Origin of the sequence: Rhizobium sp. NFR07 (assembly GCF_900111905.1) — a bacterium.
Classification (GTDB): Bacteria; Pseudomonadota; Alphaproteobacteria; order Rhizobiales; family Rhizobiaceae; genus Neorhizobium.
This window is the reverse complement of the sequence record NZ_FOKM01000002.1, coordinates 445,807-466,513: the sequence shown is the minus strand read 5'-3', so window position 1 is coordinate 466,513 and position 20,707 is coordinate 445,807. Positions and strand designations below refer to the sequence as shown.

Below are 20,707 nucleotides of genomic sequence, written 5' to 3'. Positions count from 1 at the left end.
TGCCGAAAACGGCTTGGGCTGGCTGAACCGCCGCGACCAGGCCGGGCAGTTTCCTTTGCAACCGTTTTCGCCAAATCCCGGGTGCCCGCGCAAAGATGACGCTCTGGTCATCGGGTGAGCGCAGCCCTATTCTCCCGACAAGAACAAAGGCATTCCCAAGGGAGACGGTCATGACGGACACGAAGAAACCCGGACGCGGCAAGGTCTATGCGTCGATCACGGAGACGATCGGCGATACACCGATCGTGCGGCTCGACAAGCTGGCGAAGGAAAAGGGTATAAAGGCCAATCTCCTGGCCAAGCTCGAGTTCTTCAACCCGATCGCCTCGGTGAAGGACCGTATCGGCGTTGCCATGATCGAGAGCCTCGAGGCACAGGGCAAGATCACGCCCGGCAAGTCGACACTGGTCGAGCCGACATCCGGCAATACCGGGATCGCACTTGCCTTTGCCGCCGCCGCCAAGGGCTACAAGCTGATCCTGACCATGCCCGAGACGATGTCGGTCGAGCGCCGCAAGATGCTGGCCCTGCTCGGAGCCGAACTGGTACTGACCGAAGGCCCGAAAGGGATGAAGGGCGCGATCGCCAAGGCCGAGGAATTGGCCGCTTCGCTGCCTGACGCCATCATTCCGCAGCAGTTCGAAAACCCGGCCAACCCGGAAATCCACCGCAAGACGACGGCGGAAGAGATCTGGAACGATACGGATGGGGCGATCGACATCCTCGTTGCCGGCATCGGTACCGGCGGCACGATAACCGGCGCGGGCCAGGTGCTGAAGGCCCGCAAGCCCGGCCTCAAGGTGATCGCCGTCGAGCCGGAAGAATCCCCGGTCCTTTCCGGTGGTGAGCCGGGTCCTCACAAGATCCAGGGTATCGGCGCCGGCTTTGCGCCAAAAATCCTCGATACGCATGTCTATGACGAGATCGTCACCGTCAGCGCTCCCCAGTCCATGGATATGGCACGGCTCGTCGCCCGGCTCGAAGGCGTGCCGGTGGGCATTTCCTCAGGCGCCGCTCTCACCGCAGCGATCGAAGTGGGCAGCCGCCCGGAAAATGCCGGCAAGACCATCGTTGTGATCATCCCCTCCTTTGCCGAGCGTTATCTTTCGACCGCGCTGTTCGACGGTCTGGGCGAATAAGCTAATCAAGGCGGGCCGCTACGGCGACCTCTCAGCCCGGGCGGATAATACCGACCGGGCTCCCCAAGCAGACCCTCACGCAGCGGCAATCGCCAGCCGCTCGCTCGCCATGCGATAGGAGATCGCCTCGGCGAGATGCAGACGGCCGACGGTCGGCTTGCCGTCGAGGTCCGCCAGTGTGCGTGCCACCTTCAGCACGCGATGATAGCCGCGGGCGGAGAATTTCAGTTTTTCCGCCGCATCCCGCAGCAATTGCAGGCCGGATGGGTCGGGCTCGGCGAAGCGCTCGATCATCGCCGTCGAGCACCGCGCATTGGTGAGCGAGCCACGCGCCTCAGCCATTTCATAGCGATCCCGCTGCAATTCCCGCGCGGCAAAAACCCGGCGGGCGACATCGGCACTGCTTTCCGCCGGTGCGGGGCGGATGAGATCGCTCGCCGATACCGCCGGCACGTCGATGCGAATATCGATGCGGTCCATCAGCGGTGCGGAGATGCGACCCTGATAGTCGGCAGCACAGCGCGGCCCCTTCGCGCAAGAATGCCCCGGTTCCCCTGCCATGCCGCAGCGGCAGGGGTTCATGGCCGCGACGAGCTGGATATTGGCCGGATAGGAAACACGATGGTTGGCGCGCGCGATGACGCATTCGCCGGTCTCCAGCGGCTGGCGCAGTGCATCCAGCACCTGCGGCGAAAACTCGGGAAACTCGTCGAGAAACAGCACGCCGTGATGGGAGAGCGAGGCTTCACCAGGCCGAGCGCGCAGGCCACCGCCAACGAGCGCTGCCATGGTGGCCGAGTGGTGCGGCGCGCGATAAGGCCGCCGATCCGACAGCTTCCCGCCGGACAATTGTCCGGCGATCGAATGGATCATCGAGACTTCCAGCAGTTCGGCAGCCGAAAGCGGCGGGAGGATGGACGGCAGTCTTGCCGCCAGCATGGACTTGCCGGATCCCGGCGGGCCGACCATCAGGAGGTTATGGCCGCCGGCAGCTGCGACCTCCAGCGCCCGCTTGGCGCTTTCCTGACCCTTGATCTCGGCGAGATCCGGCAGATTGGCGGGCAAAGCACGGATCGCCGGCTGCGGCCGGGACATGACCTGCGTGCCGCGAAAATGATTGGCGAGCCCGATCAGGCTACGGGGTGCCAGAAGATCGATATCCGGTCCCGCCCAGGCCGCTTCCGGTCCGCTGTCTGCCGGGCAGATGAGCCCCTTGCCGAGCGCATTGGCGCTGATCGCCGCCGGAAGCGCGCCGGCCACGGCCGCCAGCGTGCCATCGAGGTTCAGTTCACCGATCACCACATAGTCCGCGATCGCATCTGCCGGGATCGCACCGAGTGCGGCCATCAGCCCAAGCGCAATCGCCAAGTCGAAATGCGAGCCTTCCTTGGGAAGGTCAGCGGGGGCCAGATTGACCGTCACCTTCTTCGGCGGCATGGCGAGCCCCGAGGCATGCAAGGCGGCCTGCACCCGCTCGCGGCTTTCCGCCACCGCCTTGTCCGGCAGACCGACGATATGCATGCCCATCTTGCCCGGCCCGACCATGACCTGCACATCGACGGACACACCTTCTATACCCTGGAATGCAACGGTACTGACGCGTGAAACCATGCGAGCCGCTCCCAAACATCATGTCCGCAACGCAGCCTTGCCCCTTGGCCTGCCTTCGCGCCAGCACAACCATAAGCTGACACATTGCCATATTTTAAACAAGAACAAAAATCGAACAAATGGAACAAAAAAATGGGCGCTGGAAGCGCCCATCCGTATGTCCGAAATCTCTATGCCTCAGTTCTTCGCTTCGATCGCATCCCACATGAGGCTCGCGACATCGGCGCCGCCAAATTTCTGCACCTCGCGGATGCCGGTCGGCGAGGTGACGTTGATTTCCGTCATGTAGTCGCCGATGACGTCGATGCCGACGAAGATGAAGCCGCGCTCGCGCAGCGCAGGCCCGATGCGGGCGCAGATTTCCTTCTCGCGCGTCGTCAGCTCGGTCGGTTCGGCACGGCCGCCGACATGCATGTTGGAGCGGCTGTCGGTTTCGGCCGGCACGCGGTTGATCGCGCCGACGGGCTCGCCATTGACCAGGAGGATGCGCTTGTCGCCCTTGCGCACGGCCGGCAGGTAAGCCTGGGCGATAAAGGGCTCACCGCGATACATCTGGCTGAACATCTCGATCAGCGAGGTGAAGTTGCGGTCGTCGCGGGTGGAGTGGAACACGCCGGCGCCGCCATTGCCGTAGAGCGGCTTCAGGATGATGTCGCCCATTTCCTGGCGGAAGGCGGCGATTTCGGTGACGTCGCGGGAGATCAGCGTGGCCGGCATGAGGTCGGCAAACTCGGTGACGAAGATCTTTTCCGGCGAGTTGCGCACCCAGGCCGGGTCGTTGACGACGAGCGTCTTCGGGTGGATGCGCTCAAGAAGATGGGTCGAGGTGATATAGCCCATGTCGAAGGGCGGGTCCTGGCGCAGCAGCACGACATCCATCTGCGAGAGATCGACACGCTGCTTTTCCCCGAGCGTGAAATGGTCGCCCTTGATGTCGCGGACCTGCAGCGGCTCGACCGCGGCGAAGATCTTGCCGTCGCGCATGCTCAGGCGATCGGGCGTATAATGGAAGAGCTCGTAGCCGCGGGACTGGGCCTCCAAGGTCATTGCGAAGGTGGAATCGCCGGCAATGTTAATGCCGGAAATATGGTCCATCTGAATTGCGACCTTGCGAACATGCGCCATGTTTTATGCCCCCGGGTAAAAATGCCCGCCTGATGTAGGATAGGGGCCGGCCGAAAGCAATGCGGACGGCGCAATCAGAGCCGTGATCGACGCGGCTGCCGGATCAGGCGGCGAGGCCGAGGGCAGGTTTGGGCCGAAGCGCTTTCTTGAAGCGGAACATGGCGACGATCGGTGACGGGAAAGGCTTGCGCAGGAAGGCGATCTTGCGGACATAGGTTTCGACATGCCAGGTGGCCCAGGTGCCGCCCTTGAAATAGCCGATGTCGCCCTTTCGCAGCACGCGCTCGGTGCCATCCTCGGCGGTCACATGGACCTCGCCTTCCAGGATGACGACCGTTTCGTCCCAGCCGAAATACCAACGGAAGCTGCCGGCCGTGCAATCCCATACTCCGGTCACGGCACATCCATCTTCCGCCTTGGAGTGGGCGCCCGAGCGCGCCTGGGGATCTCCAGACAGGATCCAGCTCGGTTCGATGGGAAGTGGCTCCATCACGATACTGTCCGGACAGGCGCCGACGAATACGGGCACAGGCTGAGGTGCAGGCATGACGTGCTGTGCACGCGCGCGATATCCCACTGCCATGGCTGCCGCCGCAACGATCATGTGCCAGCTCATACTATCCTCAAGAGAAACCAGTCCAGTTTCGCCAGGATGTAGCAGAAAGAAATCACCAGAGCATTCAAGCGATCGTTAAAATATTAGCGATCGGCCAATAACGGCAGTCAAGCCACCGGCTGTATCTTTCCAGCCACAGGAGCTGCCGTTGCCGCCGGCGCTTTGCCAGCAAGCCGCTTGCCGTTCTCGGCATCAAAGAAATGAAGACGCGAAGGATCGATCGACAGATGCAGTTCCGATGCAAGTTCGGCTTCGGAAGAAACCGCCACCGTGACCGGCTGATCTCCGATCAGACCATGGACGAGCCGCTGGGAGCCGAGTTCCTCGGCATATTCCACCTTGAACGGCAGGCTGTTGTCGCCGGCAGGCACCAGACGCATGTCCTCGGCGCGCAGGCCGACCGTGACGGCACCTGAGGCCGGAGCAAAACCGGCGAGGCTGAGCAGGCCGGGGCCGATCGCCAGGCGGTCGCCGTGGATCTCACCCTTGACGAGGTTCATAGCCGGCGAGCCGATAAAGCTTGCGACGAAGGTGGAGGCCGGGGTGTGGTAGACGTCGAGCGGCGCGCCGACCTGCTCGATTTTCCCGCCGTTCAGCACGACGAGGCGATCGGCGAGCGTCATCGCCTCCAGCTGGTCGTGGGTGACGTAGATCGAGGTCGTCCCGAGGCGGCGCTGCAGGCGCTTGATCTCGCCGCGCATGGAGACGCGCAGCTTGGCATCGAGGTTGGACAGCGGTTCGTCGAACAGGAAGACGGCCGGCTTGCGCACGATGGCGCGGCCCATGGCAACGCGCTGGCGCTGGCCACCGGACAAGGCGCGCGGCTTGCGATCGAGATACTGGGCGATCTCGAGCATGCGGGCGGCTTCCGCCACGCGCTCGTCGATCTCCGCCTTCGGCGTCTTGCGGTTCTTCAGCCCGTATTCCAGGTTCTGCCGTACCGACATATGCGGGTAGAGCGCGTAGTTCTGGAAGACCATGGCGATGTCGCGATCGGCCGGTTCCACCTCGTTGACCACGCGGTCGCCGATCTTCACCTTGCCTTCGGAAATCGCCTCAAGGCCGGCCACCATGCGCAGCAGCGTGGACTTGCCGCAGCCGGAGGGGCCGACGAGGACGATGAACTCTCCGTCCCGAATATCGAGATTGATGTCGGATACGGCGCGGACACCGCCATTGTAGATCTTGCCAACGCTGCTGATGTCGATCGCGGCCATTGTCTTGTTCCTTACTTGTCGCTTTCGGTCAGGCCCTTGATGAACCAGCTCTGGAAGATCACCACGATTGCCACGGGCGGAAGCATGGCGAGAACCGCCAGCGCGAACGCCTCGTTGTAATCGGGGATCTGCGAGCCGACCCAGACCTGCAGGATGGATTTGATGCCGCGCATCAGGGTGAAGAAGCGCTCATCGGTCGTCATCAGCATCGGCCAGAGATACTGGTTCCAGCCGTAGACGAACATGATGATGAAGATCGCCGCGATCATGGTGCGGGAGATCGGGATCAGGATGTCGATGAAGAACTTGAACGGGCCGGCGCCATCGATGCGGGCCGCTTCCAGCAGTTCTTCCGGTACCGACTTGAAGAACTGGCGGAAATAGAAGGTGCCGGTCGCAGACGCAAGAAGCGGCACGATCAGGCCCGTATAGCTGTTCAGGAGGCCGAGATCCGACATGACCTGATAGGAGGGCATGATGCGCACTTCGAGGGGCAGGAGCAGCGTGGTGAAGATTACCCAGAAGGAGAGCGTCGCCATGGGAAAGCGGAAATAGACGATGGCATAGGCCGCCATCATCGACAGCACGATCTTGCCGAGCGCGAAGCCGATGCCGAGGATCAGCGAATTCATCACCATGCGGGCGCCGGTGATCTCACCGGTAAAGCCGCCCTTCTGGGTCAGCACCTTCTCATAGGTCTCGACGAAATGACCGCCCCAGGAGAGCGACAGGCCGTTCATATGGATATCGGCGGCCGTATGGGTGGAGGTCATGAAGGCCACCACGACCGGCGTGCAGAGAAACAGCGCGCCGAGGATGAGGACGAGGTGATCGGAAAACCGGGTGCGATACATGGTCCTCTCCTCTCAATTATAATGGACGCGCCGCTCGATGAAGCGGAACTGGAAGATGGTGAGAACGAAGACGACGATCATCAGGATGACGGACTGAGCGGAAGAACCGCCGAGATCGTTGCCGCGGAAGCCGTCGTTATAGACCTTGTAGACCAGCGTGATCGGGTTGTTGGCCGGCTTGTCCTTCACCATCACGTCGATCAGGCCGAACGTATCGAACAGCGCATAGGTAACGTTGATGATCAGCAGGAAGAAGGCGGTCGGCGCGAGCAGCGGCAAGGTGACGGTCCAGAAACGACGGAGGCCGGAACTGCAATCGATCGTTGCCGCCTCGCGCACCGAGACCGGCACATTCTGCAGGCCCGACAGCAGGAAGATGAAGTTGTAGGGGATCTGCTTCCAGACCGCGACGACGACCATGGCGAAGGCCGTGTCGTAATAGTTCAGGCCCACCTGCATGTTCCAGCCGACATAGGACATCATCTTGACGAAGGTGCCGATATGCTGGTCGAAGAACATCATGCCGATCAGGCCGGCGACCGGTGCGGCAATGGCATAGACTGCAATCAGCAGCGTCTTGTAGGTCGAGCTGCCCTTGATGATCCGGTCGGCCTTGACCGCAAGCAGCATGCCGATCGCCAGCGAAAAGAACGTGACGAGCAGGGTAAACACTGCCGTGAACAGGGCGATCGACTGATATTCGGAACTGAACAGCGCGTCGGTATAGTTGCTCATGCCGACGAAGGTTGAGCCGAAGCCGAACGGGTCCTCTATATAGAAGGACGAGCTCAAGGCCTGGACCGATGGCCAGTAGAAGAAGATGACAATGACCGCGAGCTGCGGAAACAGGAAGACATAAGGGAGGATCGGCGACGTGAACTGCACGCGCTTCATCTCTTCCGCCTGGGCGGCAGGCTTGCGCGCGCGCGCGCCGAACCCGAGACGGGAAAGGATGCCGCCGGTCTGCGGCTGCGACGTCGTATAGGCCACGACACTCCCCTTTTCTTATTGGTGCAAAAAGGCCCGCCCGCCTTCCAAAGGCGGACGGACCATGAGAGGAGGCGTTATCAGCCGGCGGTCTTGGCGAAACGGGCGAGGAGGTCGTTGCCTTCCTTCTCGATGGTTTCGAAGGCCTTCTGAACGGTGGTCTCACCCGCGAAGATCTTGTTGTATTCGCGTTCCATGATGGAGCGGATCTGCGGGTAGAAGCCGAGACGGTAGCCCTTGGACCATTCGCCCGACGGCAGCATCAGCTGCTTGATGCCGACTTCGGCGACCGGCTGCTTCTCGTAGTAGCCTTCCTTCTTGGCCAGCTCATAGGCAGCCTCGGTGATGGCGACATAGCCGGTGGCCTGGTGGTAGAACTTCTGGATTTCCGGCGAAGTCAGGAACTGGAAGAAGTCGGCGACGCACTTGTTTTCGGCTTCCGGCTTGCCGGCCATGGCGAAGAGAGCTGCACCACCGATGAAGGTGTTGGTGCCGGCACCCTTGATGCCCGACCAGTAGGGCAGGAAGTCAGCCGAGAACGGCATGGTCGCGGTCTTCTGCAGGCCGCCGAACGAACCGGAAGAACCGATCCACATGGCAACCTTGCCTTCTTCGAACGGCTTCTGGTTGTCGTTCCAGCCGGCGCCGTAATATTTGAAGTAGCCGTTATCCGACCACGACTTCAGCTTTTCGAACATCATGACCAGGTTCTTGTCGGTCAGGTTCATCTTGGTGTCGACAACGGTGTCGTAGCCGTTGTTGTTGGTGGCGAACTGGATGTTGTGGCGCGAGAAGAAGTTCTCGGTGAACTGCCAGGTCAGCTGCGAAGCGGTCATGGCGATGTAGCCGGCTTCCTTGAGCTTCGGAGCGGCAGCTTCGAATTCTTCCCAGGTCTTCGGCACGGCGACGCCAGCCTTCTCGAAGGCCTGCGTGTTGATGTAGGCGATCGGAGCCGAGGAGTTGAACGGCATGCCGATGAACTTGCCGGTCGGGTCGGCGTAGAAGTAACGGACGCCTTCGATGAAGGCTTCGCGGTCGAACTTGTAACCCGCGTTGTTGATCAGGTCTTCAGCAGCAACGGTTGCGCCCTTGGCGTTGATGATGGTCGCGGCGCCGGCGTCGAAGACCTGCAGGATGTTCGGCTGTTCGCCCGAACGGAAGGCGGCGATGCCGCTGGCAAGCGCTTCTTCGTAGGTGCCCTTGGAGATCGGGGTCAGGGCACAAGCCGTCTGCGCGGCATTGAACTTCTGCGATACTTCGTTGATGACTTCACCGTTGCGGCCGCCCATGCCGTGCCACCAGGTGATGTTGGTTGCTGCGAGCGAGGACGTTGCAGACATAGCAACTGCCATCGCGGCCATAGAAATCTTCTTGATCATGGTTTGCGTCCTCTCCGCCTTGGTTGGATCGAGGATCGCAATAAGGCCTTGCCGTGACAGGCTCTTAACAGTTTTGTTTCAGATTTGTGACGCATGCACAGCTTTGCAAAAACTTCACAAGCCCGTCAAAAAGCATCGGGAAAATGGCGCGGAAGACGCCGGGGCAGCATCGCAATGATATCATAGCGGAAAGACAGAAGATGCGCGTCGCGGCGCCGGGAAATCCAGATCTCGCTCGCCGCTTTTATGCGCCGTTGCGTGCCGAAGCCAACGGCGTCGATCGCATCACCTTCCCGGGCGCGCGCCTTTACTTCGACGAACACGACCAAAGCCTTCTTGCGGGCGACGATATCCACCTCACCGAGACGGGTTCGGTAGCGCAGCGCGAGGATGCGGTATCCCTTCATGAGGAGATAAAGCGCCGCCCAATATTCCGAGAGATGGCCGCGGCGCTCGGCGCGCCGCCGCTTCTGCTGCCTGCCTTCCGGCATGGAGCCGCTAGCCGTCATCCCTGCCCTTCATGTCGGTGAGCCGCTGGTAGAGATCGCGCTTGGCAAGACCGGTCAGGCGCGCCGCCTCCGCCGCGGCCTTTGCGGCGGGCATGGTTTCCGAAAGTTCGGCAAGCAGCGCATCCACGTCGATCGCCGTCGATATCTCATCCTCGGCCGGCGGGCCGACGAGGAAGACAATCTCTCCTTTGACCGTGCGCTCATCGAAGGCTGCGGCCAGCTCGCCGAGAGAAGCACGGCTCACCTCCTCGAAGGCCTTGGTGAGTTCGCGCCCGACGCAGGCGGCACGGGCCGGCCCCAGGACGTCGGCGGCGGCGGCAAGTGTCGCGGCGATGCGGTGGGGGCTCTCGAAGAAGATCAGCGTTGCCGGGATCTTCGACAGCTCCGCCAACCGGTCGCGGCGCGCCTTGTCCTTGACCGGCAGGAAACCGGCAAAGAGGAAGGCGTCGTTCGGCAGGCCGGAGGCGACGAGCGCCGCCAGAGGTGCGGAGGCGCCGGGAATGGGCACGACGCGATGGCCGGCTTCGATCGCGAGCTGGCCGAGCCGGTAACCGGGATCGGAGACGAGCGGCGTCCCGGCATCGGAGACGAGGGCCACCGACTTGCCCTCTTCCAGCGCCGCCAGAAGCCTAGGCCCCATCTCGTCGGCATTGTGCTCGTGATAGGCGTAGGGCTTGTTGGCGATGCCGTAGCGGTCCAGAAGCACACGGGTGACGCGGGTATCCTCGCAGGCGAGCACGTCCGCCCCGCCGAGTGTCTCCAGCGCACGCAGCGTTATATCGCCGAGATTGCCGATCGGCGTCGCGACCAGATAGAGCGCCGGCTCGAGCGGGCGCGACGGTACGAAAGTGTTGGCCACGCGATAGCCGCGCGGCGCCTCAGATTGTCCGGCCAATGGCATACATGCTCGATTGAGTGATCATGGCCCTTTATGATCAAGGCCAGCCGGGCCCGCAAGCGGCGAAAGCCCAAGTTTTCTGTGAGAAGCGCGCGAGAGAGTATTGAAATGACGCAGCCACCTCCGGTTCACCTCTTGCTTTCAAAGGCCGATTGCTGCCATTTTGCCGGTCCACATCATACGGCTTGCGAAAAGCCGAAGAATATCCGGCGGCCTACCTCCCGGGACGCCAAGGTCGAAAGCGATTGAGTCCATGCGTATTACTCTTGAGCGTTCCAATCTTCTGAAATCATTGAACCACGTTCATCGCGTGGTCGAACGCCGCAACACCATTCCGATCCTCTCCAACGTCCTGATGCGCGCTTCCGGCGCCAGCGTCGAGCTGAAGGCGACCGACCTGGACCTGGAGATCACCGAATCCGTGCCGGCCATGGTCGAGACGGCAGGTGCTACGACGGTTCCAGCCCATCTGCTTTATGAAATCGTGCGCAAGCTGCCGGACGGTTCGGAAGTGCTGCTCGCCACCAACCCGGATGGCGGCTCGATGACGGTCCAGTCCGGCCGCTCGAAATTCTCGCTGCAATGCCTACCGGAGACCGATTTCCCGGATCTGACCGCCGGCTCGTTCAGCCACACGTTCAAGCTCAAGGCGACCGACCTCAAGATGCTGATCGATCGCACCCAGTTCGCGATCTCGACCGAGGAAACCCGCTATTACCTGAACGGCATCTTCTTCCATACGATCGAAGCCGGCGGCGACCTGAAGCTGCGCGCCGTCGCGACCGACGGCCACCGCCTCGCGCGCGCCGATGTCGAGGCCCCGTCGGGCTCTGAAGGCATGCCGGGTATCATCATTCCGCGCAAGACGGTGGGCGAGCTGCAGAAGCTGGTCGACGATCCCGAGGCACAGGTGACTGTCGAAGTCTCCGACGCCAAGATCCGCCTGACGATCGCCGATATTATCATGACGTCGAAGCTGATCGACGGCACATTCCCGGATTACCAACGCGTCATCCCGACCGGCAACGACAAGGAAATGCGCGTCGATTGCCAGACCTTCGCCAAGGCCGTTGACCGTGTCTCGACCATTTCGTCGGAACGCGGCCGCGCGGTAAAGCTGTCGCTGACCGACGGCCAGCTGATGCTGACGGTCAACAACCCGGATTCGGGCAGCGCGACGGAAGAAGTTGCCGTCGGCTACGACAACGACCCGATGGAGATCGGCTTCAACGCCAAATATCTGCTCGACATCACCGCGCAGCTTTCCGGCGACGACGCGGTCTTCATGCTGGCGGATGCGGGATCGCCGACGCTGGTCAGGGACATGGCCGGTGACGACGCCCTCTACGTGCTGATGCCGATGCGTGTATAAGACAATCGAGGCGGCCGGAAATTCCGAGCCGCCTTTTTTGTGCCGTTTTCTGAATGCGACATTCTGATTTGCATTTGCGCCATCCGTCTTGCCTTTGCGGGGCAGAAGGCCAAATAGGCCTGACAATCGGGAGAGGATCACTAGATGGAATTGCGCTTGAAGGAACGGCTCGGCCGTAAGTTCGACGAGGAAATCCGTTTCTTCAAAGGCTGGATCGACGGGCCAAAACAGGTCGGCGCGATCATTCCCACATCCTCCGTCACCGCCAAGCGCATGGCGAGCATCATCGACACGACGTCGGGGCTGCCGGTTCTAGAGCTCGGTCCCGGCACCGGCGTCATTACCAAGGCGATCCTGAAGGGCGGAACCAGGCCGCAGGATCTGGTCTCGATCGAATATTCGACGGATTTCTATCAGCATCTGCTCAAGGAATTCCAAGGTGTGAACTTCCTCAATGGCGATGCATTCGATCTCGACCACACGCTCGGTGCCTTCAAGGACGCCAAGTTCGACAGCGTGATCTCGGCGATCCCGATGCTGAGCTTCCCGATGGAGAAGCGCATTGCTCTTCTGGAAGATCTGCTCGACCGCATGCCGGCCGGACGCCCGGTCATGCAGATAACCTACGGGCCGGTCTCGCCGATCATCGCCAATCCGGACCGCTACAGGATCAAGCACTACGACTTCGTCGTGCGCAACATCCCGCCGGCGCAGCTCTGGACCTATACGCGCGGCTAAGTCACATCGCCGTCAAGCGACCGATATAAGCGGGATCGGTCCCGACCCGCAGCGGAGCGTAAACCCGGCATGACATTCGGCCTCTACATCACCCATCCGCAAGTGCGCATCGACCCCGACGTGCCGGTGCCTCTCTGGGGTCTGTCCGATCTCGGCCGGGAACGCGCGCAGAAGGCCGCGACTTTGCCCTGGGCGAAATCACTCGGCCGCATCATCTCCAGCGATGAGACCAAGGCGATCGAGACGGCCGATATCCTGGCCGAGGGCGCGGGCGTGCCGATCGAGATCGTCGAGGGCATGCACGAGAACGACCGCTCCGCCACGGGCTTCCTGCCCCCGCCGGAATTCGAGGCGGCTGCCGACCGGTTCTTCGCCAATCCGATCGAGAGCTTCAAGGGGTGGGAGCGCGCGGCCGATGCGCAGACCCGTATCGTTGCAGCCATCGAGGCCATGCTTGCCGATCATGATCCGACCGTGCCCGTCGCCTTTGTCGGCCATGGCGGTGTCGGAACGCTGTTGAAATGCCATATGCGGCAACTGTCGATCTCGCGCACCGAAGACCAGAAAGGTGGCGGCGGAAATCTGTTCCGCTTCACCCTTGCGGATCGGGCCGTCTCATGCGACTGGACCCCTATCGAAACATGGCAGGGAGACTGAAAAACATGCAAGCGCGTGACCGACTGATTGTGGGCCTCGACATCCCGACCATTGCAGAGGCCGAAAAGATGGTTGCCGCGCTCGGCGACACCGTCTCCTTCTACAAGATCGGCTACCAGCTCGTCTTTGCCGGTGGACTGGAATTCGCCCGCGATCTGGCGAAAGACGGCAGAAAAGTCTTTCTCGACATGAAACTGCTCGACATCGACAACACGGTGGCGAAGGGCGTGGAGAACATCGCCAGGATGGGCATGACCATGCTGACGCTGCATGCCTATCCGAAGGCGATGCGCGCCGCAGTCGAAGCCGCCAAGGGCTCCGACCTCTGCCTTCTCGGCGTCACCGTCCTGACCTCTATGGATGCTGCCGACGTGACCGAGGCCGGTTATGCGCAGACGCCCGAACAGCTGGTGCGCACCCGCGCCGCCCAGGCGCGCGAGGCCGGAATGGGCGGCATTGTCTGCTCGGCGGAAGAATCCCGCGCCGTGCGTGAAATCGTCGGCTCTGGCATGGCGATCGTCACCCCGGGCATCCGTCCGACGGGCGCTGATGCCGGCGACCAGAAGCGCGTGGTGACGCCGGGAGATGCGCTGCGCAACGGCTCGACCCACCTCGTCGTCGGCCGCCCGATCGTCAAGGCCTCCGATCCCAAGGCTGCGGCCGAGGCCATCCTCACCGAAATGCAGGCGCCGCTGTAGTCCGCCTGCGCCGTCGAGCCTAGCGGTTGTTGGACACGCGGTTGCGGCCGCCTTCATCGACGATCAGGCTTGGCGAACCGCCGATCAGGCGGTTGTTTGTGACGGTGTTGTTATTGGCGCCGTCATTGTGGTCGAGCCCGCCGAGCAGCATTTTCGGCTGAACCAGGCAGTAGCTGTTGAAGACGCTCAGACCCTGGCGGCTGCCGATCCAGACTGCCGGGCGGGCCACCGGCAATTCATACCGGAACGTGTTGCCGCTGATGATATTGCCCTGCGGCGACTGGTGACGAACGGTGCCGCCCTCGCCGCAATTGCGATAGAGATAGATCCCGCCGCTCAGCGGATTGACGAAGGTGTTGTTTTCGATGCGATTGTTGGCCGAGCCGTCGACGGCCAGGACCTCGCGCCATTCCGGGCGGGCCGCGAACGTGTTGCCGATGATGGTGTTTCGCGCCGACTCGGCATCGAGATAGACCACGGTGGAGCTCGCCTTGCCGGTGAATGTGGAGTTCTGCAGCGTCACATCGGTTACGCCCGGTGCCAGATAGAGTGCGACGCCGACGCTGCCGGAAAAGGTCAGGCTGTCGAGCAGAATGCCCGTCGGCGCTGCGGCCTGTGCCCGTTTCGTATGCCCATCGCGGCCGGACGATACCTTGACCTCCTTGGCCTGCCCATTGTTGCCGAGGCCGACGATGCGCAGGTCACCCTTGATCCGGCAATTACGGATGGTGATGTCGGTCGGCACGTCCCACCTGCCGTCCGCGCCCTTGCGGGAGCGGATCAGAACCGTCCGTTCCTTGGAACCGCTTCCATCGATCATCGCGCCGTTGCAGTCGAGGATCGCGCCGGACGCGCGGCTACCGGAAAAAATGATGCGCTGGGAGATCGTGTCGCTCTTGTTCAGCGTGACGTCACAACGGATTTCTACCGGCTTTGAATCCTTGGTCGCTGGCGCACGAAGGGCGTCCATCACATTTGCCGGGCAGGCGGCAGCATTTGCGCTGGAGCCACCTCCAACGATTTGCGGCATTGCCGCCAGAACCATGCCGGCAGCCAAAGCGAATGCGTATCGTCCCATATTGACCTCTTCCCCGATTCGTCCGATGTCCCATGATAGTCATGTCGAGGAGGAAATTTCATGGCCAAGGGATATTGGATCGCCCGCGTCGATGTTCGCGATGCGGAGCGCTACAAGGATTACGTCGCTGCAGCCAAGGTCGCCTTCGAGAAATATGGCGCCAATTTTCTCGCCCGAGGCGGCGCGATCACCGAGCTCGAGGGCAAGGCGCGCACCCGTAACGTGGTGATCGAATTCCCTTCCATGCAGGCCGCCGTCGACTGCTACAATTCGCCGGAATACCAGATTGCCGCGAAAATCCGCCAGGAAGTGGCGGATGCTGAAATGGTGGTCGTCGAAGGCATCTAGCGCCTCTCGCAACGGCATCGATCTCGATGACGGATTGTTCTCAGTTGCGCAGAATCAAACCGTTGCGGGCGATATACCCTATGATAACCTGCGCCTTGAATTGCAGCCACAGGCCACGCACAATCACTTTCCGCACACTTCACGCGGGACTGTGTTTCGGCTAATAGGATGCGACAACCCGCCACAGGCCCACTCCGGAGCATGCCATGACCGTGAATAACCTTCCGCCGCTCGTCACCGTGTTCGGAGGCTCCGGTTTTGTGGGACGCCAGATCGTCCGCACGCTTGCCAAGCGCGGCTATCGCGTGCGCGTCGCCGTCCGCCGTCCCGATCTGGCAGGTTTTCTTCTTCCGGCCGGCTATGTCGGCCAGATTTCGCTGGTACAGGCCAACCTGCGCAATCGCCAGTCGATCGATCGCGCCGTCAGGGGCGCATCACATGTCGTCAACTGCGTCGGCATCCTGTTCGAAAGCGGCCGCAACACCTTCGACGCCATCCAGGATTTCGGCGCCCGCGCCGTGGCGGAATCGGCACGTGACGCAGGAGCCAAGCTCACCCATATTTCGGCGATCGGCGCCGATGTGAAGTCCGGCTCTTCCTATGCACGCAGCAAGGGCCGTGCCGAGGAAAGCGTTCTGTCGCTGGTTCCCGATGCGGTGATCCTGCGTCCCTCGATCGTCTTCGGACCGGATGACAACTTCTTCAACAAGTTCGCCGGCATGGCCCGCCAGTTCCCGGCACTGCCGCTGATCGGCGGCGGAAAGACCAAGCTGCAGCCGGTCTATGTCGAGGATGTCGCTGAGGTCGTCGGCCGCTCCGTCGACGGTACGCTCAAGGCCGGCACGATCTATGAACTCGGCGGCGCGGAAGTGCTGAGCTTCAAGGACTGTCTCGAGACGGTCATGCGCGTCACGAATCGCGAGCGCGCGCTCATCTCCCTCCCCTTCGGCATCGCTTCGATGATCGGCAGCATCGCATCGCTCGTCCCTTTCGTCGTTCCGCCGATCACCGCTGACCAGGTCGAAATGCTGAAGACCGACAATGTCGTCTCGGACGCTGCGACCAAGGAAGGCCGCACGCTCGCCGGCCTCGGCATCCGCCCGGTCATCGCCGGCTCGATCCTCGCCACCTATCTCGTACGCTTCCGACCCCAGGGCCAGTTTACCGGCACCGGCAAGGCTGCCTGAAAACAGCTTTTAACGAAGACACTCCTGCCCACCCGTTGGGCAGGAGGTTTTGAAGCACGCGGATTAGGCATCTTCCCGCCCCACCGATGTGGCACAAAGGACGCAGTCTTTCACCTCTGCGCGTTAACCCCGGGTTTAGCAAAAACCGATATTGAATTCATTCGGGACGGCCAATAAATCGATCGCACGAGATTGGTTTGTCTCGACAATCATTGTGTTTCGAAAGGCGTCTCCATGGGCAAGCCTATCGCCCTTTTCTTTGCGTGTGCAGCACTCGTTATTCTGGCAGGCTCGTTCATGGCTCCGCAGACCGCCGCCGGCGGCAAGTCGGATTGCGCACCGGCCTATGGTGTCGATCCCTGCAGCACGGCTGCGATCCCCCACTAAAAATGTAAGGCGGCCTTTCAGCCGCCTTTTTCTTTGTCTTCGAGTATCCGTTCCAACGGATATCAGGCGCCCGCGAGCAGGGCGACCAGACCGATCGCGCCAACGATGATGCGCCAGTAGGCGAAGGGCGCGTAACCGCGGCTCGACACGAAATTCAAGAGCGAACGGACGACGAAGATCGCAGTCACGAAAGACGCGACGAAGCCGACAGCGATGAGCGCGCCATCGTCGAAGGTCAGAAGATCGCGGTTCTTGACCAGATCGAGCGTGAAGGCACCGACCATGGTCGGCATGGCGAGGAAGAAGGAGAACTCGGCTGCGGAACGCTTGTCGGCGCCGAGCAGAAGCGCACCGACGATGGTGGCGCCGGAACGGGACGTGCCCGGGATCATCGCCACGCACTGGCAGAACCCAATCTTGATGGCAAGCGACAACGGATACTCCATCACGTCATGGTATTTCGGCTCGAGCTTCATCCGGTCGACGGCGAGCAGGATGAAACCGCCGACGATCAGCATGACGCAGATCAGGATCGGCGTCTCGAACAGGACCGTCTTAATGAAGTCATGGGCCAGCGCGCCGATGATTGCCGCCGGCAGAAAGCCCGCGAGAATGACGAGAACGAAACGGCGCGACTCGGCACTCGTCGGGATCGTCAGGGCTATCGAGATGAGCTTCTGGGCATAGACAAGAAGGATTGCCAGGATGGCGCCAAGCTGGATCAACACGGCGAAAGTGTTACCCGGGGAATTGAAGCCGAGAAAATGACCGGCGAGGAGAACATGCGCGGTCGAGGAGACGGGCAAGAATTCCGTGAGCCCCTCGATGATGCCAAGCACGAGGGCGCTGATGATCGGTTGATCCACTCTTCTTAATCCTTTGCTGAGAAAATAACGGCAGTTTGCAGCAGACTTGGGAAATGCAGGCTTGGGAGATTACGACCCCTTGCTTGTGTTGGCCCTACCAAATCCATATAGCTGACATATGTCAGGCGGGCGCGCGACGCAGCCATGTCACTCCTTTACAATTCGACCGAAGCTTAAGCCCCGATGCCCACCCTATATCATCACCCCATGTCGTCCGCCTCGCGATTTGTACGCCTGATTTTGGCGGAATATGGATTCCAGGCGGAATTGGTCGAGGAACAGCCCTGGGAAAAGCGTCGCGAGTTCCTCAGCCTCAATCCGGCGGCGACGCTTCCGGTCTATGTCGACGACACCATGCGGGTTCTCTGCGGCCCATCCGTCCTTCTGGAATTTCTCGACGAGACCCATGGCGTGCTGAAGCGTGATCGTCGGCTGCTCGCCGAAGACCCATGGCAGCGCGCCGAAATCCGTCGACTGACCGAATGGTTCCTGCAGAAGATGGAGCAGGATGTCACCCGGCCGCTCACCCGCGAGCGGGTCTACAAGCTGCAGATGACCGCGGCACAGGGCGGCGGCGCGCCGGATTCCAAGGTGCTGCGCACCTCGCGCGCCAATATCCGCCAGCACATGAAGTATCTCTCCTGGCTTGCCGGCTCTCGCCAATGGCTTGCCGGCGAGCGGTTGAGCTATGCCGATCTTGCGGCAGCCGCCTCGATTTCGGTCCTCGACTATCTCGGCGAGATCGAGTGGTCGGAATTTCCCATCGCCAAGGACTGGTACCAGCGACTGAAGTCGCGGCCTTCCTTCCGCCCCATGCTCGCGGAGCGCATTCGCGGCGTCACCCCGGTCTCCCATTATGCGGACCTCGATTTCTAGCCCCGCAACACCTGTCGACGACAAGGCGCTTCGCCGGCGGCAGAAGCTGACCGCCTTCATCCGCGAAGAAGCATCGGCGCAGGGTTTCGATCTCTGTCGCATCACCCTGCCCGACAGCATTCCGCGCGCGCCGGAAAGGCTCGGCGTGTTTCTCGACGACAGCCATCACGGCACGATGGAGTGGATGGCGGAAACACAGGAGCGCCGGGCCGATCCGAAAGTGCTGTGGAGCGACGTGCGCTCGATCGTGATGTTCGGCCTTAATTACGGGCCGGACGAAGACCCGCGCTATCTCCAGTCGATGACGGACAAGGCTGCAATCTCCGTCTATGCCCGCAATCGCGACTATCACGACGTCATCAAGGGACGATTGAAGGAGATCGCCACGCGCTTTGCCGCCCGCGCCGGCGAGGACGTCAAGGTCTTCGTCGACACCGCGCCGGTGATGGAAAAGCCGCTGGCGGAAGCTGCCGGGCTCGGCTGGCAGGGCAAGCATACCAATCTCGTCAGCCGCACCCACGGCTCCTGGCTCTTTCTCGGCAGCATGTTCACCACGGCCGATCTTCTGATCGATGAGCCCGAGAAAGATCATTGCGGCTCCTGTCGCGCCTGTCTCGACGCCTGCCCGACAGCCGCCTTTCCGGCACCTTACCGGCTCGACGCGCGTCGCTGCATTTCCTACCTGACGATCGAGCACAAGGGGCCGATCGACCTGGAATTCCGGCCGCTGATCGGCAACCGCATCTATGGCTGCGACGATTGCCTTTCCGCCTGTCCGTGGAACAAGTTCGCGGCGAGCTCGTCCGAGATGAAGCTCAAGGCCCGCGAGGACATGAAGGAGCCATCGATCGAATTTCTGCTGACGCTGGACGATCCGGCTTTCCGCAGCTTCTTTTCCGGTTCGCCGGTGAAACGCATCGGGCGTGACAGATTCGTGCGCAACGTGCTGATCGCGGCCGGCAACTCCGCCGATACGCAGTTCATACCGCAATGTCGCGTCCTGGCCGGCGATCCCTCGCCCGTCGTGCGCGGAATGGCCATATGGGCATTGAGGCGGCTGATGGACGACGATGCTTTCGCCAACTTTGCGCTGGCGCGAAGCACGGAAGACGATGCCGAGGTTCGGCGCGAGTGGCAGATGGCAGGAGTGGACTGATGACGGTGATGATCTTCGGATGCGGTTATTCGGGCAAGGCGATCGCGAAGACTTTCGCGGCAGACGGTTTTTCCGTCTCCGGCACGGTGCGCAGCCCGGAGAGCGCCGAGGCTCTCGCCGCCCATGATATAAAGCCGCTTATCTTCGACGGCAGCAGTTTCGGCGACGACCTGACGGCCGCGCTGAAAGATGTCACCCATCTCGTCCAGTCGATACCGCCGACGAAGGTGAAGAGCCAGAAGCTCTCTCACCCGGCCTCCAAAACGCCAGCAGGCGACCAGGATGGCGACCCGTTGCTAAAACTCCTTTCGGGGCAGCTAAAGGCCATCTGCCCGAAGCTCCAATGGATCGGATACCTGTCGACCGTCGGCGTCTATGGCGATCATGGCGGCGGTTGGGTGACGGAGGAAACGCCCGGCAGCCCGATCCTCGGTCGGTCGATTGAGAGGGTCGACACCGAAGAGGCATGGGCAGAGCAAGGTCGCGCCGCCGGCGTGCCGGTTGCGGCGCTTCGCCTTTCCGGCATCTATGGTCCGGGCCGCAATGCCTTTGTCAATCTCGACCGTGGCACGGCGCGCCGTATCATAAAGAGAGATCAGGTGTTCAACCGCATCCGTGTCGAGGATATCGGCGCGGCCACCCTGTTCCTCGCACAGCGGAAACTCGACGGCATATATAATGTCACCGACGACGAGCCCTGTCCGCCCCAGGACGTCATCGTCGAAGCCGCCCGCCTGATGGGCGTCGAGCCGCCGCCGGAACTCGATTTCGACACCGCCGAGATGACGCCGATGGCGCGCTCCTTCTATGGCGCCAATAAGCGTGTCTCGAATGAAAAGATGCGGGCGCTGGGCTTCGAATTCCGTTTCCCGAATTACCGGAAATCGCTCGCCCAGATGTGGTCGGACGACGTCTGGCGGGGCTGAAACTCTCCCTTTGAAACGGTTGAAATTTCCATCCCGAGGCCATCTTCAGGTTAATATTTCTTAATAAGTGAGGCTTTCCGCCT

At 61.7% G+C, this 20,707-nt stretch carries 22 protein-coding genes; 11 read left to right on the top strand and 11 right to left on the bottom strand.

The genetic code is table 11. From position 1 onward, the window contains the following. The first annotated feature begins 170 nt into the window (after positions 1–170). Positions 171–1,139 carry a cysteine synthase A gene (cysK, locus tag BM216_RS05840; RefSeq protein WP_092996362.1) on the top strand — a complete coding sequence of 323 codons (969 nt, stop codon included), beginning with the start codon at positions 171–173 and terminating at the stop codon, positions 1,137–1,139. Between the two features lie 75 nt (positions 1,140–1,214). On the opposite strand, the gene BM216_RS05835 is transcribed toward cysK, so the two are convergent. The 9 genes from BM216_RS05835 to rsmI all read right to left on the bottom strand — a co-directional run bounded on the left by BM216_RS05835 (position 1,215) and on the right by rsmI (position 10,332). Further along, positions 1,215–2,750, bottom strand: coding sequence for a YifB family Mg chelatase-like AAA ATPase (locus BM216_RS05835; RefSeq protein ID WP_092996359.1), 1,536 nt, complete (start codon positions 2,748–2,750; stop codon positions 1,215–1,217). 177 nt (positions 2,751–2,927) lie between these two features. After that, on the bottom strand, positions 2,928–3,875 hold the full coding sequence (gene gshB / locus BM216_RS05830) for a glutathione synthase (protein ID WP_092996356.1): 948 nt from the start codon (positions 3,873–3,875) through the stop codon (positions 2,928–2,930). Between the two features lie 103 nt (positions 3,876–3,978). Beyond that, on the bottom strand, positions 3,979–4,422 hold the full coding sequence (locus BM216_RS05825) for a cupin domain-containing protein (RefSeq protein WP_244530101.1): 444 nt from the start codon (positions 4,420–4,422) through the stop codon (positions 3,979–3,981). A gap of 176 nt (positions 4,423–4,598) precedes the next feature. Continuing rightward, positions 4,599–5,708, bottom strand: a complete 1,110-nt coding sequence (locus tag BM216_RS05820) for a sn-glycerol-3-phosphate import ATP-binding protein UgpC (RefSeq protein ID WP_092996350.1) — start codon at positions 5,706–5,708, stop codon at positions 4,599–4,601. Between the two features lie 11 nt (positions 5,709–5,719). Next, on the bottom strand, positions 5,720–6,562 hold the full coding sequence (gene ugpE / locus BM216_RS05815) for a sn-glycerol-3-phosphate ABC transporter permease UgpE (RefSeq protein WP_092996347.1): 843 nt from the start codon (positions 6,560–6,562) through the stop codon (positions 5,720–5,722). Between the two features lie 12 nt (positions 6,563–6,574). Continuing rightward, positions 6,575–7,552, bottom strand: a complete 978-nt coding sequence (locus BM216_RS05810; RefSeq protein ID WP_210217024.1) for an ABC transporter permease subunit — start codon at positions 7,550–7,552, stop codon at positions 6,575–6,577. A 77-nt stretch (positions 7,553–7,629) separates the two neighbouring features. After that, positions 7,630–8,928, bottom strand: coding sequence for an extracellular solute-binding protein (locus tag BM216_RS05805; protein WP_092996345.1), 1,299 nt, complete (start codon positions 8,926–8,928; stop codon positions 7,630–7,632). 125 nt (positions 8,929–9,053) lie between these two features. Beyond that, positions 9,054–9,437: a YraN family protein gene (locus BM216_RS05800; protein WP_092996343.1), complete on the bottom strand. Its 384-nt coding sequence runs from the start codon at positions 9,435–9,437 to the stop codon at positions 9,054–9,056. Continuing rightward, a complete protein-coding gene (gene rsmI / locus BM216_RS05795; RefSeq protein ID WP_244530087.1) occupies positions 9,427–10,332 on the bottom strand; it encodes a 16S rRNA (cytidine(1402)-2'-O)-methyltransferase in 906 nt (301 codons plus the stop codon). Before rsmI ends, BM216_RS05800 begins: the two co-directional genes overlap by 11 nt. A gap of 256 nt (positions 10,333–10,588) precedes the next feature. Here rsmI and dnaN point away from each other — a divergent pair, with 256 nt between their 5' ends. The 4 genes from dnaN to pyrF all read left to right on the top strand — a co-directional run bounded on the left by dnaN (position 10,589) and on the right by pyrF (position 13,800). Continuing rightward, on the top strand, positions 10,589–11,707 hold the full coding sequence (gene dnaN, locus BM216_RS05790) for a DNA polymerase III subunit beta (RefSeq protein WP_092996339.1): 1,119 nt from the start codon (positions 10,589–10,591) through the stop codon (positions 11,705–11,707). A 144-nt stretch (positions 11,708–11,851) separates the two neighbouring features. Next, positions 11,852–12,445 (top strand): phospholipid N-methyltransferase PmtA, encoded by a 594-nt coding sequence (gene pmtA, locus BM216_RS05785; RefSeq protein ID WP_092996335.1) that lies wholly within the window; start codon positions 11,852–11,854, stop codon positions 12,443–12,445. A gap of 69 nt (positions 12,446–12,514) precedes the next feature. Then, positions 12,515–13,102, top strand: a complete 588-nt coding sequence (locus BM216_RS05780) for a histidine phosphatase family protein (RefSeq protein WP_092996332.1) — start codon at positions 12,515–12,517, stop codon at positions 13,100–13,102. A gap of 5 nt (positions 13,103–13,107) precedes the next feature. Further along, entirely contained in the window at positions 13,108–13,800 is a 693-nt protein-coding gene (pyrF, locus tag BM216_RS05775; protein WP_092996329.1) for an orotidine-5'-phosphate decarboxylase, read from the top strand. Positions 13,801–13,819: 19 nt separating this feature from the next. Here the strand turns inward: pyrF and BM216_RS05770 are convergent, their stop codons facing one another. Next, on the bottom strand, positions 13,820–14,878 hold the full coding sequence (locus tag BM216_RS05770) for a right-handed parallel beta-helix repeat-containing protein (RefSeq protein ID WP_092996326.1): 1,059 nt from the start codon (positions 14,876–14,878) through the stop codon (positions 13,820–13,822). Between the two features lie 60 nt (positions 14,879–14,938). Here BM216_RS05770 and BM216_RS05765 point away from each other — a divergent pair, with 60 nt between their 5' ends. The 3 genes from BM216_RS05765 (at position 14,939) to BM216_RS33975 (ending at position 16,800) form a co-directional block, all read left to right on the top strand. After that, positions 14,939–15,226: a DUF1330 domain-containing protein gene (locus BM216_RS05765; protein ID WP_092996324.1), complete on the top strand. Its 288-nt coding sequence runs from the start codon at positions 14,939–14,941 to the stop codon at positions 15,224–15,226. Positions 15,227–15,432: 206 nt separating this feature from the next. Further along, entirely contained in the window at positions 15,433–16,413 is a 981-nt protein-coding gene (locus BM216_RS05760) for a complex I NDUFA9 subunit family protein (RefSeq protein WP_092996321.1), read from the top strand. A gap of 234 nt (positions 16,414–16,647) precedes the next feature. After that, entirely contained in the window at positions 16,648–16,800 is a 153-nt protein-coding gene (locus tag BM216_RS33975; RefSeq protein ID WP_092996318.1) for a hypothetical protein, read from the top strand. A gap of 62 nt (positions 16,801–16,862) precedes the next feature. On the opposite strand, the gene BM216_RS05750 is transcribed toward BM216_RS33975, so the two are convergent. Continuing rightward, positions 16,863–17,666 (bottom strand): undecaprenyl-diphosphate phosphatase, encoded by an 804-nt coding sequence (locus tag BM216_RS05750; protein WP_092996315.1) that lies wholly within the window; start codon positions 17,664–17,666, stop codon positions 16,863–16,865. 183 nt (positions 17,667–17,849) lie between these two features. Between BM216_RS05750 and BM216_RS05745 the strand changes: the two genes are divergently transcribed. Genes BM216_RS05745 through BM216_RS05735 form a run of 3 tightly spaced genes read left to right on the top strand, consistent with a single transcriptional unit; the run spans position 17,850 to position 20,624 of the window. Then, a complete protein-coding gene (locus tag BM216_RS05745) occupies positions 17,850–18,542 on the top strand; it encodes a glutathione S-transferase family protein (RefSeq protein ID WP_092996312.1) in 693 nt (230 codons plus the stop codon). Beyond that, entirely contained in the window at positions 18,523–19,698 is a 1,176-nt protein-coding gene (gene queG / locus BM216_RS05740) for a tRNA epoxyqueuosine(34) reductase QueG (protein ID WP_092996309.1), read from the top strand. Before BM216_RS05745 ends, queG begins: the two co-directional genes overlap by 20 nt. After that, on the top strand, positions 19,698–20,624 hold the full coding sequence (locus tag BM216_RS05735) for an SDR family oxidoreductase (protein ID WP_092996306.1): 927 nt from the start codon (positions 19,698–19,700) through the stop codon (positions 20,622–20,624). Before queG ends, BM216_RS05735 begins: the two co-directional genes overlap by 1 nt. Positions 20,625–20,707 lie beyond the last annotated feature (83 nt).